The 17,310-nt window shown below is 44.8% G+C and carries 13 protein-coding genes; 2 read left to right on the top strand and 11 right to left on the bottom strand.

Features of this window, described 5'->3' with window-relative positions; genetic code table 11:
* Positions 1–130: 130 nt before the first annotated feature.
* Positions 131–1,657, bottom strand: coding sequence for a bifunctional GNAT family N-acetyltransferase/carbon-nitrogen hydrolase family protein (locus tag CWD77_RS14440; RefSeq protein ID WP_101074303.1), 1,527 nt, complete (start codon positions 1,655–1,657; stop codon positions 131–133).
* 321 nt (positions 1,658–1,978) lie between these two features.
* Between CWD77_RS14440 and CWD77_RS14435 the strand changes: the two genes are divergently transcribed.
* Positions 1,979–2,428, top strand: a complete 450-nt coding sequence (locus tag CWD77_RS14435) for a cupin domain-containing protein (RefSeq protein ID WP_101074302.1) — start codon at positions 1,979–1,981, stop codon at positions 2,426–2,428.
* 394 nt (positions 2,429–2,822) lie between these two features.
* On the opposite strand, the gene CWD77_RS14430 is transcribed toward CWD77_RS14435, so the two are convergent.
* The 6 genes from CWD77_RS14430 to rpmH form a co-directional block, all read right to left on the bottom strand.
* Positions 2,823–3,845: an isoaspartyl peptidase/L-asparaginase family protein gene (locus CWD77_RS14430; RefSeq protein ID WP_101074451.1), complete on the bottom strand. Its 1,023-nt coding sequence runs from the start codon at positions 3,843–3,845 to the stop codon at positions 2,823–2,825.
* 118 nt (positions 3,846–3,963) lie between these two features.
* Positions 3,964–4,749: a slipin family protein gene (locus CWD77_RS14425; RefSeq protein ID WP_206018033.1), complete on the bottom strand. Its 786-nt coding sequence runs from the start codon at positions 4,747–4,749 to the stop codon at positions 3,964–3,966.
* Positions 4,742–6,097, bottom strand: a complete 1,356-nt coding sequence (locus CWD77_RS14420; RefSeq protein WP_101074301.1) for an NfeD family protein — start codon at positions 6,095–6,097, stop codon at positions 4,742–4,744. Before CWD77_RS14420 ends, CWD77_RS14425 begins: the two co-directional genes overlap by 8 nt.
* 204 nt (positions 6,098–6,301) lie before the next feature.
* Positions 6,302–8,128, bottom strand: a complete 1,827-nt coding sequence (yidC, locus tag CWD77_RS14415; RefSeq protein ID WP_101074300.1) for a membrane protein insertase YidC — start codon at positions 8,126–8,128, stop codon at positions 6,302–6,304.
* Positions 8,129–8,141: 13 nt separating this feature from the next.
* The gene (locus CWD77_RS14410) at positions 8,142–8,606 is read right to left on the bottom strand and encodes a ribonuclease P protein component (RefSeq protein WP_101074299.1); all 465 of its coding nucleotides are present in this window, start codon (positions 8,604–8,606) and stop codon (positions 8,142–8,144) included.
* Positions 8,587–8,742, bottom strand: coding sequence for a 50S ribosomal protein L34 (gene rpmH, locus CWD77_RS14405; RefSeq protein ID WP_101074298.1), 156 nt, complete (start codon positions 8,740–8,742; stop codon positions 8,587–8,589). Before rpmH ends, CWD77_RS14410 begins: the two co-directional genes overlap by 20 nt.
* Before the next feature lie 304 nt (positions 8,743–9,046).
* Between rpmH and secA the strand changes: the two genes are divergently transcribed.
* Positions 9,047–12,430, top strand: a complete 3,384-nt coding sequence (secA, locus tag CWD77_RS14400; RefSeq protein ID WP_420821214.1) for a preprotein translocase subunit SecA — start codon at positions 9,047–9,049, stop codon at positions 12,428–12,430.
* A 109-nt stretch (positions 12,431–12,539) separates the two neighbouring features.
* Here the strand turns inward: secA and CWD77_RS14395 are convergent, their stop codons facing one another.
* From CWD77_RS14395 to hutH, 4 genes are read right to left on the bottom strand one after another with little or no spacing between them, the layout of a single operon-like run.
* Positions 12,540–13,424 (bottom strand): formimidoylglutamase, encoded by an 885-nt coding sequence (locus CWD77_RS14395; protein ID WP_101074296.1) that lies wholly within the window; start codon positions 13,422–13,424, stop codon positions 12,540–12,542.
* Complete coding sequence (locus CWD77_RS14390) at positions 13,421–14,515, bottom strand: calcium/sodium antiporter (protein WP_101074295.1); 1,095 nt, start codon at positions 14,513–14,515, stop codon at positions 13,421–13,423. Before CWD77_RS14390 ends, CWD77_RS14395 begins: the two co-directional genes overlap by 4 nt.
* 4 nt (positions 14,516–14,519) lie before the next feature.
* Positions 14,520–15,734, bottom strand: coding sequence for an imidazolonepropionase (gene hutI / locus CWD77_RS14385; RefSeq protein WP_101074294.1), 1,215 nt, complete (start codon positions 15,732–15,734; stop codon positions 14,520–14,522).
* Between the two features lie 4 nt (positions 15,735–15,738).
* Entirely contained in the window at positions 15,739–17,244 is a 1,506-nt protein-coding gene (gene hutH, locus CWD77_RS14380; protein ID WP_101074293.1) for a histidine ammonia-lyase, read from the bottom strand.
* Positions 17,245–17,310 lie beyond the last annotated feature (66 nt).

Genomic DNA, 17,310 nt, shown 5'->3' with positions numbered 1-17,310 from the left:
GGATTATCTCAATAGATTATTTTACAAAACAGTATTAAAGATGCGGATAAATGGGTGAGGGTAGCAAGTTAAATTAATGTTAAGAGATTTTGGTACGCCTATTGGATAGAAAATTGCAAAATATTGATAGTTATGGTTTTTCTATCGCTACAACATCATATAAATCTGTGCGTCTGTCCTTAAGTGTGCGAACACTGCCTTGTTCGTGGAGTTCCTTCAGCAGGTCGAGATCTACATCTACAATCAAAATCATTTCCGTATTTGGAGTCGCTTCCGCTTTGATCCCATTTGTAGGGAAGGAGAAATCGCAGGGGGTGAAAACAACCGACTGGGCAAATGAGATATCCATATTGTGAACTTTGGGCAGATTTCCCACACTTCCGGCAATTGCAACGTAGCACTCATTTTCAATAGACCGGGCAATGGCACAGTTTCGAACTCGTGAGTATCCATTTTGAGTATCGGTAAGGAAAGGAACAAATAGAATATCCATTTCTTGTTTTGCCAGCAGACGGCTTAGTTCAGGAAATTCTATATCATAGCAGATCAGAATCCCGATTTTTCCGGCGTCTGTGTCGAATGTCTTGATCTGCGTGCCTCCGCTCATTCCCCATACTTTTACCTCGTCGGGGGTAACGTGAATCTTTTCGTAGCGTTCCACTTGTCCATTTCGCTTGCAGAGGTAGCCGATATTTTTGAGGATGTCATCCTTAAACTCCGGCATGCTACCGGTGATGATGTTCGTGTTGTAAGAGATGGCAAATTCGGCGAAGGTGTCGCGCAGCCGCTCGGTGTAGCCGGCAAGTTTTCGAATGGCATCCGGTTCTGACAGATGATTGTATTCGGCCATCAGCGGGGCGTTTACGTACTCCGGGAACAGTAGAAAGTCTGCCCGATAACCTGACACGGCATCTACAAAATATTCAATCTGCTCGGTGAGATCGGCCCAGCCGGCATACGGACGCATGCCCCATTGTACCAAACCGAGCCGTACCACAGATTTCTGTGGCTTGTACGCTTTTTGTGGTTTTTGATAATAGATGTTGGACCACTCCAGAAGAGCCGCGTATGATTCCGAGGCATCATCTTCGGGCAGATAGTTTTTAACGACTCGCTTTACATGGAAATCGTTGGAGAGCTGGAAGTTGAGAACCGGGTCGTGAATCTCTTTGTTTTTAACTTTTGCGATATACTGTTTGGCGGTCAGATCATCAAATTTGTGGAAGTTAGGCAGCCTTCCGCCAAAAACAATACTCTTTAAATTCAGTTCTTCACACAGCTCTTTTCGGTAGTCGTAAAGCCGTCTACCCAATCGTAAACCGCGATAATCGGGATGAACCATCATGTCCAGGCCGTAAATGGTATCTCCTTCAGGAGTATGTGTCTTGAATGTATCGTTTGCAGTGATATCCAGGTAGGTGTGTTTATCGTCAAACAGCTGATAATCGATGATAATGGCCAGTGCGCATGCGACCATCTCTCCATCAACTTTTATGACTACCTGCCCCTCAGGGAATAGGGTGGTTAGCTTTTTGATCTGATCTTTCGTCCATGCCGGATCCTGTACTTTTGGATAGCATTTAATCATCAGATCCTGAAGGGTTTTATAGTCAGAAAATTTCAGGCGCTGAAGTTCAATTTTGTCGATGGATTTCATAACGATTACGGGCTGATGATGAATGGGTGTGACACAGACAAATGTAAGAAACCGTTGGATGAATCCTGAATATTGGCAAGTTAAATTCGATTTGATATGGGTGATTGATTCTCATACACACTCAAATATTCCCATACAGGCTAAGCACACGGTCGGAGGTACTATAAATAATAGTTTCATCAGTTAGTACACAAAACGTAACTGAAATTGAATCAATAACCTTTATCAAAAAATTTGATAGAGTCAGCGAATTTTTTTGGCTTTACATAGTGAGAGGATATCCTAAAACACTAGAATTAGAAATAAACTATTCAATATACTATGAGTAAGTTTTTAAGAATTATATCTATAATATTCGTTTTTATTCTTTTTGCTGTCTCTACTATTTTAGCCCAAAATCAAGATAAATCTATCACCAAAAGTTTTAATAGTGATTCTCTTGAATGGGGTTCTTGCCCGGCTTTTATGCCTGATAGTTGCAAAATAGCTGTTCTACATGGAGATCCTGCAGAGCCAAAAGCAGATATATTTTTCAAGTTACAAGGAGGTACCGAAGCTCCAAATCATTGGCATCATTCTGCTGAACGGATGGTTTTGATTTCCGGAAAAATGCGTGTGAATTATGAAGGGCAAGATTCCGAACTGCTAACTACCGGTACATATGCTTATGGACCACCGGAGCTTCCACATACGGCATCTTGTGAATCGAGTGAAGCGTGTGTACTCTTTATAGCATTTAATGAGCCGATCGATGCTTTCGCTGTGGAGTGAAATTTTGATTAGGGTAATGGGAGTCGCCCACGTTACCGGGGCTTAGATTTTCGCTAGCGCTCAAATACCTGCGATTAAGCATAACCTGTCCCGATGCTTTTAACCGGGAGGTCTGCTTTCGGGCGTACAGCTGGCGCTGAACTATATTTCTATCTATATGTTCAGAGGATTGGTTTTAATCGAACCGAAAATGGCCTGACAAACCATTTGTCCCTAAAAAGGGGAGACAAAGAGGGGTGTAAAATCAGCCAATTACTCTGAGTTTTAACAAATGCGGACTTAATGTTATGAGCCAAAACTAGTCTTTCAAACAGTAGGATGCACGAACGTAGCCCCGACGGTGATGTCGGGGTAATGTGACATCAAGCCCTGCTATTCAGGGCGACTCGCTTCGCTATTCGTCCTCCCAGATCATCACGGTGCGGTCGCCGTTAGAGTTGAGAGAAGCTCTGAACATTCCCGTTGTATTCATCTTCATAGAGATATTCCCCTGGTGGTCAACGGCAACAAATCCGGCATCACCGGGATCAAGGCGTTCATTCAGAATAAAATCCATCGCTTCATCCAGAGAAGCTTCCTTGAACTCCATATAGTTTGCAATGGTGTTTGCAGATACATTTCTCATGATCTGCTCTCCCCAGCCCGTTGCAGAGATAGCTGCAATGTGGTTGGCAAATGTACCCGATCCGATAATCGGAACATCACCTACGCGACCGAATTGCTTGTTGGTCATACCGCCGGTAGAGGTAGCGGCAGCAAGATTTCCTTTACTGTCGTATGCAACAGCTCCAACGGTGCCAAATTTAGTGTCTTTAATCCAGTCGTGAATAGACTCCTCAGGAGTAATGGCACGAGCCTCTTCTTGAGCGCGCTGCCATTGTTCATATCGACGCTCTGTGTGAAAATGATCATTATCTACTCGTTCTACATCGGTTTCATCGGCGTATGTTTCCGCACCTTCACCGGAGAAAAGAATGTGAGGTGAGTCGGTCATCACTTTTCGGGCGAGACTGATCGGATTTTTGACAGTAGTCAATCCGGTTAATGCACCGGCCCCAAGAGTGCTTCCATCCATGATGGCTGCATCCAGTTCATGCTTTCCTTCTTTGGTAAATACTGCGCCTCGACCGGCATTAAAGCGTGGATTATCTTCCAGGCTTCGAACCACATGTTCAACCGCATCCAGAGCTGAACCTCCGTCGCGAAGAATCAGTTCTCCGGTGCGCAGTGCCTGCTCCAGGCCTTCGTAATATTCTTGTTTAACAGAGTCAGGCAGATCCTGAGAGATGGTTCCCGCCCCACCGTGAAGCGCAATGGCCCAATCAACAGATGAGGATTCCGTTTGAGATTGTTCGCAGCCGGTGAGCAGTGCTGCAAATAAGAAAAGGGTAGTTAAGAGCGTAGAAATATATTTCATATCAGAAGATTTATAGAAGTTGATAAGTTGAATCAAAATAGATGAAGCAATCGGAAAATAAAAAACCCGAACCATCAGATGATTCGGGTTTGAATAAGTTTTACAATTCTGACGGATATTATTCTTTATCCGTTTTATCCTTTTTGCTGAACGACTCAAAGAAGTCGAGCGGGATTGGGAGGAATGTAAATGTTGAGTTTTCTTCGCTGATTTCTCCCATTGTTTGCAGGAATCGAAGCTGAAGCGCAGTCGGTGTGTTTTCAATCATTTTACCGGCTTCTACCAGTTTGGCTGCAGCCTCAAACTCACCCTGAGCATTAATAATTTTCGCACGTCTGTCACGCTCACTTTCAGCCTGACGAGCCATCGCTCGTTTCATTGTCTCTGGGAGGATAACATCACGCACCTCTACAGATACAACCTTGATTCCCCATGGATCCGTCTGCTTATCGATAATATCCTGAATCTGCTTGTTGATTTTATCTCTTTCTGCCAGCAGTTCATCCAGCTCAAATTGACCGAGTACACTACGGAGTGTGGTCTGCGCTATCATTGAGGTTGCTGCAATGTAACGCTCTACCTGAATAACGGCACGCTCGGCGTCTACTACCCTGAAAAAGGTGATGGCATCAACGTTTACGGTTACGTTATCTTTGGTGATAACTTCTTGCTTATCCACATTTATCGTCAGCACTCGAAGGTCAACGCGCTCGACCTTATCGATGAAAGGGATCAGAACAATAAGGCCGGGGCCTTTGGTTGCCTGAAATTTACCCAGACGAAATACGACACCTCGTTCGTACTCCCTCATAATTTTGAACATTTGCGGTAAAAACACGGATAAAAATATTACCAGTGTTATAATCCACACTAACATATTTGTAATTGATCCTGGATCATCCATTTGAAGACTCCTTGGTTTGTGGTTGTGTTAATGGTTTAACGGTTACTCTTAGCCCTTTATACTCAACAATTTCGCAAATATCCCCTTCATTCAGTGGGTGATCACTTTCTGCGTTCCAATACTCGCCTTCAAAGAAAACACGTCCGGGTTGACCCGGTAAAATTGGATCCGTAACCTCTGCGGTTTTGCCGATGGTGGATTCCAGCCCGGATCGGGCGGGTTGGAACAGTGATTTAACACCATAGGTAACAATCCACGCAAAAAATGCGGCAGTGAGTATAGTGGCGGGTATCAGCCAATACATGGAAATCTGCATCTCATCCGGCAGATCCTGAAATAACATCATTGCTCCTAAAAAGAATGCCACGGCTCCTCCTGTGATTAATAACCCGAATGCCGGTGTGAATGCTTCTGCGACAAAAAGTATGATAGCCAAACCGATTAGCAGAAACCCGGCCAAATTGATCGGCATGGCTGCCACTCCATATAATAATAAAATCAAAGCGATTACTCCTGCAACTCCGGGAATAATTCCGCCGGGATTCGTTACCTCACCGATTATTCCATAAATAGCGACCAAGGTAAGGATGAGCATGACTTCCGGTCGCAGCAGAAAGCTGAAGAATATTTCACCTAATGTCTGCGGAATTTCATTTTTCTCTGCTCCATCGGTATTTAAAATTTTTCCTTCAACTTCTAAACCGTCAATTGTAGAGAGTAACTCATCAATATCTTCCGCAATATAGTCGATCACATTGATCTCAAGCGCTTCATTTGCAGTAATGGATGCCCCATCACGCACTGCAGACTTTGCCCAATCCGTATTTCGTCCTCGCTGTTCAGCGATGGATTCGATATAGCTTTCGGAATAGTTAAAGATTTTGCGCTGCGCAACGGTATCCATCTCCCCTCCCCCCATGGATACGGGTGAGGCAGCGCCTATATTTGTTGCAGGCGCCATTGCGGCAATGTGGGCGGCAAGGGTGATAAAGGTACCTGCGCTTCCGGCATTTGCCCCCTGAGGTGATACATAAACGGCTACCGGATGGGTACTTCCAAGCAGTTCCTGAACAATATCTTGGGTGGAATCAAGCAGTCCGCCGGGTGTATCGAGTTGGATAATGAGCAGTTCATCTTCTGCTTCCCGTGATTTTCTGAGACTGCGGGTGATATATTGTGTAGTGGTAGGTCCAATGGTGCCTGTAACGTTGATAACGCTGACAGAAGATGATCCTGTGGACTGTTCTGAAATTGCAGTAGTGTCAGTAACGGCTGTTTCACTGTCCTGAAGGACAAAAGCAGTTCCAACTACAAACAAAAGTGCTGATATCAAAAAATGTTTATTCATTGTACAGCCAAAAGTTTAAATAGAATCAAAAGGTTCCGCTTTTCCCTGAAAAGTGGTCCGAATAATAAATTGATGATTTGTGGTCCTGAATATTAACATTTTTCAGGCACAATCTTTAGCTGAGAAAAGATGAAGTGTACAAATAAAAAAAGAGGTGCCCATTAAAGCACCTCTTTAAAATTACAACTGTAATTAAAGGCTAACCTACTTCTTGCCCTTTTTTAATTTTTTCTTGGCTTTATTCTTAGCCTCCTGAACTTCTTCCGGCTTATTGGAAGAGGTTTGCTTGTTGATGATATACTGCTGAGCAACAGAAAGCACATTGTATACGAGGTAGTAGAGACTCAAACCGGCTGCAAAATTATTGAAAATAAAGAGCAGCATAACCGGCATGATGTACATGAATACTTTCATGTTGGGTCCGCCACTGGATGGAGCTCCTGAGCTCATCCCTCCGGTAACTTTAGTCTGCAGGAACATAGCTGCTGACATCAGCAGTACAAACCCAGCCAACTGATCCCCCATCAGGGGTATGGTAAATGGCAGATCTAAGATGTAATCCGGCGCTGACAAATCAGATGCCCACAGGAATGACTCCTGTCGAATAATCATCGAATTCTGGAAGAAGAAAAAGAGAGTAATCAAAATTGGGAACTGCATCAGCATAGGCAGACACCCTCCCAGTGGATTCACTTTTGCCTTCTTGTAGAGAGCAATAGTCTCCTTCTGCTGTTTCTGCGGATCATCCTTATACTTCTCCTGAATTTCTTTGAGCTGAGGCTGCAACTCCCGCATCGCTGCCATACTCTTGAAACTCTTCTGAGTGAGTGGGAATAGCATCAGCTTAATAATGACTCCAAACAGAATGATGAGAATTCCATAGTTGGAGATAAACATACTGCCAAATGCAAAGAATGGAATAATAGCGTAGCGGACCAGAGGATCGGCAAACCACCTGAAGAGCGCATAACCGATTTCAATAACGTCATACGCGTGCTCATCATAATCTCTCAGATCGTAATAGCGCAGCGGACCGGCATACATTTCGTAAGATAGAACCGGATTGTTGACAAAACTCGATTGCAAAAATACTTGATAGTGGTGTAGTGTTTCCGGATCGGTTGGATCCCCATCCACTTCACCAATCATTGTAGAGGCATTGGCGTCGGTTACCGGTTTAATATACTGGCCAAAGAATCGAGATCGAGTGGATATCCAATCAATCGTACCATTAATTCTCTGTTCATTCCGTCCTTCTTCCTCCAGCTTAAATTTTTCTAAAACACCGCCGGCATATGTATAGGCCATACTGTTTTGAGAATCCAGTACACGGTCTTTTTCGGTTAAATTAATGGGTGATTTCCACCCGAGTTCAACATTGGTGCCGCTGATGTACTCTTGCATTTCATTCAGTTCGATATCCAAATCGTATGCGTACTGATCAGCATAAAATGTATACGTAAACACGACAGATGCGCCATCTTCGATTGGAAGTCTGTATGCGAGACTTACACTATCTTCATCAGAAATGGAAAATTCGTTTTGATCAAACAGAGGCTCAAAAACCAGTTGATCTGTTTCAATATTGTAATTCTGGAAAGATAGAAATTCCAAAGAATACGCCGATTGGGATGTATCGGCAATCATTTGGACTAACTCCTGATCCCAGGTTCTGTGCCCCAGAAGAGTATATTTGTAAGGACCTGCACCAACATTGGTTAATTCAATCTCATACAGGGAGGTTCGGACCACAGCTTTTGAAGTATCTGAAATGCCTGCATTCTCAAAAACTCCCATAGAAGGTCTTCGAGGCTGAGAAACTTGTTCTGGTTCATCAACTTCCTGCTGAGCGACAGGTTCCTGAGGTTCGGCCTCTTGCTCTTGTTCAACCTGGGCTGCGGCAATGCTATCCTGCCTGATTTGTTCCTGTTGCTGGCGCTCAATTTCTTCCTGGCTTGGCATTGTAAACCAAGCCCAGGCTATTGTTAGAACAAAAATGAGCAAAAGTCCTGTAACCGTATTCTTATCCAAAATTACAATCTATTTAATTAAAGTCTTCGGTTGATGGGAGATCGTTACGATCGCGTTTGGTGTTTATTCGCAGAAGCCGTTTTCTTGTCTTCTGGAGTATGGGAATCATATCTGCTTCTATCGAATGGTAAGACAGATCCGGCCGATTTGCTAAAAACAGACCGTGAAAGCCAAATGTTTTTTGATCAAAGAGATCAGTCAGGTGAGCTTGCTGGTGCCGGTATACTTCGCGCAATATTCTTTTAACACGATTGCGCTGGACCGCTTTTGAAATTTTTTTCTTCGGAGCTGCAAATCCAATTTGGCAGCCTTCATTTGAATCCGGATAGATCCTGTATCGAAATTGAATAGAATCTGAGTTCAAAACAGTCGATTTTTCGAAGAGGCGCTTGAAGTTTTTTTGGCCCCGAAGAATTTTTGATCGCGGTAAAGAAAAATCAGTTTTACTTGATTGGGGACTATTTCGGTCCTTTTTCATTACTTACCGTAAGCTTATGGCGACCCTTTTTACGGCGTCTTTTAATCACACTTTGCCCGTTTGCAGATTTCATCCGCTTTCTGAAACCATGCTTATTCGTTCTCTTACGCTTACTTGGTTGATACGTACGTTTCATGACTAAACTAAATTATTAGCTAAAATTCGAAATCCTATTTTTAGGTAGACCCCAAAAATAAGAATAAAATTCTTAAAATCGAATGCTTTATTTATACAAAAATTAAAAGGTGAGAATTGATTGCTGCCAATCTTTCTGCCATTTATTCGTTAATAACACCCAAAATGAAGTTCGGTACCATTTTTGTACACTGTTATAATGCTATTTTAGCAAATGGAGTGTTGAACTGCCTGCTGTTTAGCTGTACCTTAATAAGTTCATTCAAAAATATTTATAACCTGTATTCAACTGTATGTTAGACAAGATATCCAAAGTACTCACGTCTATTTTTGGAACGAAAAGTGCTCGAGACCTTAAAAAATTGTGGCCCGTTGTTGATGAAATCAACAGCTTTGAAGATGAAATGAAGGGTTTGACAGATGAAGAGCTGAAACAAAAAACAGAATCGTTCAGAGCACTGATTAAGGAGAGAACCCAAGATGTCAGTGACCAGATTTCTGAAATTAAAGAGAAGATGGATTCGAATGATGAGTCGATCTCACTTGAAGAAAGAAGGGAATTTTCTGATCGTTTGAGCGAACTTGAGCAGGATTGGCTCGATATTCTGGAAGATACGCTGGATGAAATTCTGCCTGAAGCTTACGCCGTATTGAAAGATACATGTCGCCGGTTTGTAGGAAAGAAATGGAAGGTTGCCGGTACAGAAATTGAGTGGGATATGATTCCCTACGATGTTCAGCTGATTGGTGCTGTGGCAATGCACAAAAGCAGTATTGCCGAGATGAAAACAGGTGAGGGTAAAACACTGGCCGCTATTTTCCCGGCGTATTTGAACGCACTTGCAGGTCGAGGTGTCCACGTGATTACTGTAAACACCTATCTTGCTCAGCGTGATGCAGAGTGGAACGAGCCGATTTTCAACTTCCACGGATTACATGTAGATTGCGTAGACCGTTATAACCCCAATACCGAACCTCGCCGAAAAGCATACCGTGCAGACATCACTTACGGAACCAACAATGAATTTGGCTTCGACTACTTGCGCGACAACATGGTTATTGAAGAGGAGCAACTGGTACAAAGGGATTATCACTATGCCATTATTGATGAGGTCGATTCTATTTTGATTGATGAGGCCCGGACTCCACTGATTATTTCAGGACCGGTTCCGCAATCGAACAGCCAGCAGAAATATGAAGAGATGAAACCCCGGGTTGAGTCTCTGGTGAAAGCACAAAAAGCGTTGGTGGCCTCGCTTGTAAATGATGCTGAAAGGCTTCATAAAGAGGGAAAGAACGACGAAGCGGGTCTCGCTTTATACCGTGCTGAACGTGGCTTTCCAAAGAATAAGAAGTTCCGAAAGTTGATGCAGGAGGCAGAGTATCAGCGATTGGTTCAGCAGACGGAAAGCTTCTATCTGGCCGATAATGCCAAGAATCTTCCCATCGTTGACGAACACCTCTACTATGCGGTAGATATGAAACAGAAATCTATCGAGATGACGGAGAAAGGCCGTGATTTTATCACCAAAGAAGAAGAGGGTGATGAGTTTTTCGTGATTCCCGATCTGGGTACCGAAACTTCCGAGATTGAAGAGGAGATGGATCAGCTCGAAAAAGAGAAAATCGAAGAGATCCGGAATAATGATGACTTTAGCGACGATTATAAAGAGAAGAAAATTGAGGAAGCTAAAACAGAACTGAAACAGGAACGTGAAAAACGATTCAACGAGCTGCACAGATTGTTTGCCGAGCGTGGTGATCGCATTCATACTGTCAATCAGTTGCTGAAAGCCTATACCCTATTTGAAAAAGAAGAGGAGTATATCGTACAGGATGGAAAAGTTCAGATTGTAGATGAGCATACCGGTCGTGTGCTCTCAGGACGACGATATTCAGATGGTCTTCACCAGGCGATCGAAGCGAAAGAGGAAGTGAAGGTTGAAGCTGCAACGCAAACCTACGCTACCATTACGCTTCAGAACTACTTCCGGATGTATCACAAGCTGTCGGGTATGACGGGAACTGCTGCCACAGAAGAGGGTGAGTTCAACGAAATTTATGACCTTGACGTGACGGTTATTCCCACAAATAAACCAATTATTCGGGATGATCGTGAAGATTTGATCTTCAGAACAAAAAGGGAAAAATATAAAGCTGTAATTAATACCATCCGTGATTTTCACGAGAAGGGACAGCCCGTCCTTGTGGGTACGACAAGCGTGGATGTATCTGAACAGCTCAGTCGAATGCTGAAGCGCGCCAAGATTCCGCATAATGTGCTCAATGCAAAACAGCACGCTCGAGAGAGTGAGATTGTGGCACAGGCCGGTCAGATTGGTGCCGTGACTGTAGCTACAAATATGGCGGGTCGTGGTACAGATATTAAACTTTCTGATGAAGTGAAGGAGAAAGGCGGACTTGCCATTTTGGGTACAGCGCGTCACGAATCTCGCCGGATTGATCTTCAGCTTCGGGGACGTGCCGGACGTCAGGGAGATCCGGGAATGTCGCAGTTCTATGTATCTCTTGAAGATGAGTTGATGACCTTGTTTGGCGGAACAGACCGTATCGCCAATATCATGGATAAGCTCAACTTTGAAGAAGGTGAAGTGATTCAGCACCCGTGGGTGAGTAAATCGCTCGAGCGTGCACAGAAAAAAGTAGAGCAGAACAACTTTGCGATTCGTAAGCGACAGTTAGAGTTTGATGATGTATTAAACAATCAGAGAAATGTAGTTTACTCCCGTAGAAAACACGCACTTCTGGGTGATCAGCTGCAAAGTGATATTTTCGATATGCTCGAAGATATGGTGGAAGGCATTGTGGATACATACTATCCAAATGGGGAGTTTGAAGAGCTTCGGGATGAAATTCTTCGTCAGCTTGCGGTTGAGGTTGAACTTGATCTCGATCAGTGGGCTATTATGGGTGAAGACGGCCTTGTCGATCACATCATCGAGAAAGCCTATGAAGTATACCGTAGAAAAGAGCGCCTGGTTTCTGAACCGCTCTACAGAATTATACAGCAGATTCAGGACTCTGACTCCGAGAAGAAACCGTCTAAGATTCAGGTAATCTTTACGGATGGAATGCGCCGAATGCGAATTGTTGTGGATGTTGAGCGCGCCTCCAAAAATGAAGGACGCGAAGTAGCCCGATCTCTCGAACGATCGGCTATTCTGTCCACCATCGACAACAAGTGGATGGAGCATCTGCGTGAACTGGATACTGTAAAAGAAGGTATTGGTCTGCGTTCGTTCGGACAGAAAGATCCGCTGATGGAGTATAAGAAAGAGGCGTTTGAGATGTTCAAAATGCTGATTGACGAGATCAACAAAGAGACAACTTCTCTGATCTGGAAAGCAGTTCCCGAAGTGCAGGCCGACCAGGGTAAAGTACAGGCGGCTCAAAAAGAGAAGAGCAAATATGACATGAGTAAAGCTCAGGCTCAGCAGGCCGACTCCACTAACATGGGTTTCCGCGGCGGACAACAAGCCGACGGTGATGGTCAGCAGAAAGCCTCAGCGCCCGGAGAAAAGCGTCAGCCAGTTACGGTTGATGACGAACCGGGACGAAACGATCACGTGAAGCTTCAGAACATCAACACGCAGGAAGTGAAAGATGTGAAGTGGAAATACGCCAAGAAGATGGTGAACGAAGGCGGCTGGGTTGTAATCGAGAAATAATTTTATCTCAAACCTCCAAGGTTTTTAAAACCTTGGAAGTTTATAGAATAAAGTAATTTTTAAAACTCGTGGCACGTCTCAAAGTCGTGCCACGAGTGTTTTATACACCTTATCTGAGAGCTACACCCAACAGAAAATACCAAACCGTTAATGCGGCAAGTTTTACGGTTTGATTGTCTCGGTCAAACTCCGGGTTTACTTCGCATAAATCGAATGAGGTCACTTTGGGGTGGTTTCCAAATCCGTAAGCCAGCTTAAGCCAATCATCCTTGCTGATCCCGGATGCATTGGGAGCACTTACTCCAGGCGCGTCGGCCTGACGCACAGCGTCCATATCCATCGTTACCATGATACTCTCCTCATCAAAAAGGTTTAAACGATTGAGAATAGCATCTGCAGATATTGATTGCTCAAAAACAGCATTTCCTTGTTTGCGCACAAAAGCAAGATGTCCGGCAGAGACTGAAGCCGGGTTCAGGCCGTACACATTGTACGATCTGCACATTCCTGATTGATGCTCAATGGCCTGCCGGAAAGGAGATCCGGAGTGAGGTTTTCCATTTTTGAACTCCCGTACATCCGCATGGGCATCAATGTTTACAATGTTCACCGGTCGGGTCGATTTTGCATACCCCAGAAAGTGGCCAAAAGCCGTTTCATGTCCGCCTCCCAATATCACGGGTAAAACCTGATCGGAAAGAAAACCCGCTGTACTCTCTCCCAGGTTTTCCTGATCAGCAGACAGATCGCGGGAACAATTCAAATGGGTTAAGCTCTCTGTCTTTTTCAGTAATTTGGTATGCCTGTCAATATGAACCGGATGAGGCGTGAGTTTTAGGAGTTCATCATAAATCAATTGAGGTGCTTTGGACGCCCCGGGCCGGCCTCCATTTATTATCACCCCTTCATCTGAAGGAAAACCAAGAAGTTGAACGGCCGGCTGGTTTAAATTTTTCCCGATAATGTCTCTCAGCCTGGGATCGTCTGTACTCATGAGTCTGCCTCTTCATTTCGATGTTTTGCTGCAAGATAAAATCTTCGCCTCCGTTTCCACTCCCTCCAGAAGATGGAGAGAATGGTTACTGCTACCAACGGCAATACAAAAAAGATCATGGTGTTGCTGTATGCTCCCAGAAGGTCGTGGTCGGTTGAATAGAGAAACAGGTAGAGTACATAGGCTATATACATGATCAAAAATACAAACCCTTCAAAACGGTCAATTCGGTGACGGGTGAAAAAGATTGGAAGACAGGCAAATGAAGCGGCAATCAGAATTAGCAGATCAAACCGGACAAGTGAGGGCTGAACGGGAATAGAAGTCGGAATGATGAGTCCGGTAACCCCAAGAACGACCAGAATATTGAGAATATTACTGCCCACAACATTTCCTACGGCGATATCTCTTTCCCCTTTTACCGCGGCAATAACTGCGGTAACAATTTCCGGCAGGGACGTACCGATGGAGACAACCGTGAGCCCAATGACCAGTTCACTGATACCGGCCATTTCTGCAAAAATAACGGCGCTGTCGACCAGCCAGCGGGCACCGAAAACGAGCATCAGTAAGCCAATAATTCCGGTAATGATTAAAACCGGTGTTGATGTGGGAAGTTTTTCAATGTCAGCTTCAACATCGGAGTGCTTGTTTTCTCGAATCAGAAAAATGAGATAAACCACGAGCAGGATGACAAGAATCAGGCTCTCCCAGAAATAGATAACTCCACTAAGCGCAAAGAAATAAAGCAGAATGGTAACACCAATCATAACCGGCACATCAATCCGAATCAGCTTTACGTTTACTTTAAGCGGGAGAATGAGTGCGGCAATACCCAGAATCAGAAGTGTGTTGGAGATATTACTGCCAACGATGTTTCCCAACAGAAGGTCCGTATTTCCTGAAAATCCTGCCTGGATACTTACGCCAAGCTCCGGGGCACTTGTTCCAAAAGAGACGACTGTAAGGCCTACGATTAACTTTGAAATTCCATACCGAACAGCTAGGCTGGATGATGAACGTACCAAAAGTTCCGCACCTCCAATGAGTGCAGTGAGTCCTACAATAAACCAAATTGTGGTTGATAACATAGAGTTAGTTGATCTGTTTTCCCTTCAGAAATCCGAATTCCATTCTTGAACCTTTGTAATGATACATCCATTCGTTCACATTGTCGGCATCGATGACTAAAAAATCAGCAGATTTTCCCGTTTCGATGGAGCCGAATTGTTCGCCCCGGTTTATCGCTTTGGATGCATAAATAGTAGCCCCTTTTAAAACTTCAGCCGGAGTGAGTCGGCCATGGTTGCAGGTAAGCATCATGGCAAGCGGGAGATCAAAGGTTGGGGCTGAACCCGGATTGAAATCCGTGGCAACGGCTACTTCCACTCCACTATCTACCAGATTTCTGCAGTTGAGGTAAGGCTGCTGTGTATAGAGGGAGGCGAGCGGAAGTGTAACACCGACTACATGTTTTTCCGCCATTTGCTTGATCCCTTCATCCGAAATCTGTTCCAGGTGATCGGCACTGGCGGCTCCTACTTCAGCAGCGAGTTCTGCACCACCTCCCGATGAAAGCTGATCAGCATGGAGTTTTGGGGTTAGACCGTGCTTTTTGCCTGCTTCAAAAATGGTTCTTGCTTCATCGATCGTAAATGCTGACTCCTCCACGAAAATATCGCAAAACTCGGCGAGATTCTCCTGAGCCACGGCCGGAATCATCTTATTAATAACCAGATCGATGTAGCCTTTTCGATTCTCTTTAAACTCAGGTGGAATGGTGTGTGCCCCGAGAAACGTCGATACCATGTGCACAACCGTCTCTTCACTCAATCGTTTATAAACCCGGAGCTGTTTGAGCTCATCCTCAAGTGAGAGTCCGTAGCCGCTTTTGCACTCAATGGCTGTGACGCCCTGCTTTTGAATTTCCTTAAGCAGTCCGGCCGCTTTTTCATAAAGTTCATCTTCCGATGCTTCTCGAGTCGCCTTAACGGTGGAGAGAATCCCGCCGCCGGCTTTGGCTATGTCGAGGTAGCTTCGCCCCTGAATGCGCATCTCAAACTCATCAGCACGCCAGCCTCCAAAGCAGAGGTGTGTATGGCAGTCCACCAATCCGGGAATAACCATTTTCCCGCCGGCGTCAAAACTCTTTTCTGACTGATATTTTTCCGGTAGTTCAGACTCTCTTCCGACCCACTCGATCGTTTCACCGATCCAAACAATAACACCGTTTTTTATCGGGTGTATTTCTGCCTGACCGCCGTCATCAATGCAGGTATAAAGAGTCGAGATGTTTTTGAGAACGGGCATTGTTTCAGTTCAGTTTTTTATTGATAATGTTTTCAGCTTTCTCAAGCATCTCGGTTCCACGCAGTAAATCTACAGCCTGGCTGATGTCATCTTTAAAGTACTGATCTTCTGCTGCATGGGGAATGGTTTCTCTGATCACTCCATGTGTTTTTTCTACTCCTTTTCCGGGTCGAAGCGGTTTCCTGAAGTCGAGCGCCTGGGCTGCTGTAAAGAGTTCAATTCCCAAAACCTGCTCCACATTTTCATACACTTTCAACAGATGGAGTGCGCTGATGCTGCCCATACTCACATGATCTTCCTGGCCAAGTGATGTTGGGATGGAATCAACTGATGAGGGATGACACAACACCTTGTTTTCAGAAACAAGTGCTGCGGAGGTGTACTGCGGAATCATAAATCCGGAGTTGATGCCGGTCTCCTGCATCAGGAGTTTGGGAAGACCGTCGTGTCCCTCAAGCAGCAGGTAGGTTCTTCTTTCGGAAATGCTCGCAATTTCAGCGAGGGCAATTTTTGCAAAATCAAGAACAAGAGCCAGTGGCTGGCCGTGAAAATTTCCACCACTGATGATATCTCCATCCGGGAAAACAAGCGGGTTATCGGTAACGGAGTTGATCTCTGTTTGAACCACGGAGACGGCGTGATCGATTGCATCACGGCTGGCTCCGTGAACCTGCGGCACACACCTCAGACAGTACGGATCCTGCACTTTTCCGCAGTGGCGGTGTGATTCCAGAATTTCACTTTCCGCCAACAAATTTCGAACATTTTCAGCTACATTTTTTTGACCGTGATGCGGACGGATTTTATGAATACGTTCATCAAACGGCCTGATGCTCCCCTGAAGCGCCTCCAGGCTCATCGCCGCAATCACATCCGCCATTTTGAGCAGATGGAGTGATTTTTCTAGAACGAAGGAACCATAGGCACTCATCAACTGCGTTCCGTTAATCAGGGACAATCCATCTTTGGGCTGAAGATCGATCGGGTCCAGTCCGTTCTTTTTTAATACTTCATCAGCCGGCACTGTAGCTGTTCCCTCTTCATTCCAAAACTCACCAAAACCGAGCAGCGGGAGTGACATATGCGCCAGCGGGGCAAGATCACCCGAGGCTCCGACACTTCCCTTTTCGGGAATGGCCGGAATCCAGTCGTTTTCGATGAAAAGCATTAACCGGTCGAACGTCTCCTCAGATATTCCGGAGTACCCGATGGCGAGGGCGTGAACTTTTAGCTGCAGCATCAGGCGAGAGATCACCTTCGGAACCAGGTTCCCGACGCCTACCGAGTGAGAAAGAATCAGGTTTCGCTGGAGCTGCTTCAGATCAGCATCGTTTACCCTTTTTCCGGCCAACGCGCCAAACCCGGTATTGATTCCGTAGTAGGCGTTGCCATCCTTCAGTGCATCTTCCACTACTTTCCGGGAATCAGTCAGTGCCTTCTTCTCTTTTTTAAGCTGATTGATTCGCTTATTTAAATCACTATACAGATTGCTAATGCTAACGTTTTCCATACTCAAATTTTTCAGGCAAATTGGTTGTGTCTCTTGAAGAAACGGCGCTTCTAAATTACTCAAGAT

This window comes from Rhodohalobacter barkolensis, from assembly GCF_002834295.1.
Taxonomy (GTDB): Bacteria; Bacteroidota; Rhodothermia; order Balneolales; family Balneolaceae; genus Rhodohalobacter; species Rhodohalobacter barkolensis.
Note: the sequence above shows the minus strand (reverse complement) of the source record. Positions and strands in the feature narration are given on the sequence as shown.

Coding starts and splice junctions, on each gene's coding strand:
- CWD77_RS14440 (WP_101074303.1), bottom strand. CDS start 1,657: ATGAAATCCATCGACAAAATTGAACTTCAGCGCCTGAAATTTTCTGAC.
- CWD77_RS14435 (WP_101074302.1), top strand. CDS start 1,979: ATGAGTAAGTTTTTAAGAATTATATCTATAATATTCGTTTTTATTCTT.
- CWD77_RS14430 (WP_101074451.1), bottom strand. CDS start 3,845: ATGAAATATATTTCTACGCTCTTAACTACCCTTTTCTTATTTGCAGCA.
- CWD77_RS14425 (WP_206018033.1), bottom strand. CDS start 4,749: ATGGATGATCCAGGATCAATTACAAATATGTTAGTGTGGATTATAACA.
- CWD77_RS14420 (WP_101074301.1), bottom strand. CDS start 6,097: ATGAATAAACATTTTTTGATATCAGCACTTTTGTTTGTAGTTGGAACT.
- CWD77_RS14410 (WP_101074299.1), bottom strand. CDS start 8,606: ATGAAAAAGGACCGAAATAGTCCCCAATCAAGTAAAACTGATTTTTCT.
- rpmH (WP_101074298.1), bottom strand. CDS start 8,742: ATGAAACGTACGTATCAACCAAGTAAGCGTAAGAGAACGAATAAGCAT.
- CWD77_RS14395 (WP_101074296.1), bottom strand. CDS start 13,424: ATGAGTACAGACGATCCCAGGCTGAGAGACATTATCGGGAAAAATTTA.
- CWD77_RS14390 (WP_101074295.1), bottom strand. CDS start 14,515: ATGTTATCAACCACAATTTGGTTTATTGTAGGACTCACTGCACTCATT.
- hutI (WP_101074294.1), bottom strand. CDS start 15,734: ATGCCCGTTCTCAAAAACATCTCGACTCTTTATACCTGCATTGATGAC.
- hutH (WP_101074293.1), bottom strand. CDS start 17,244: ATGGAAAACGTTAGCATTAGCAATCTGTATAGTGATTTAAATAAGCGA.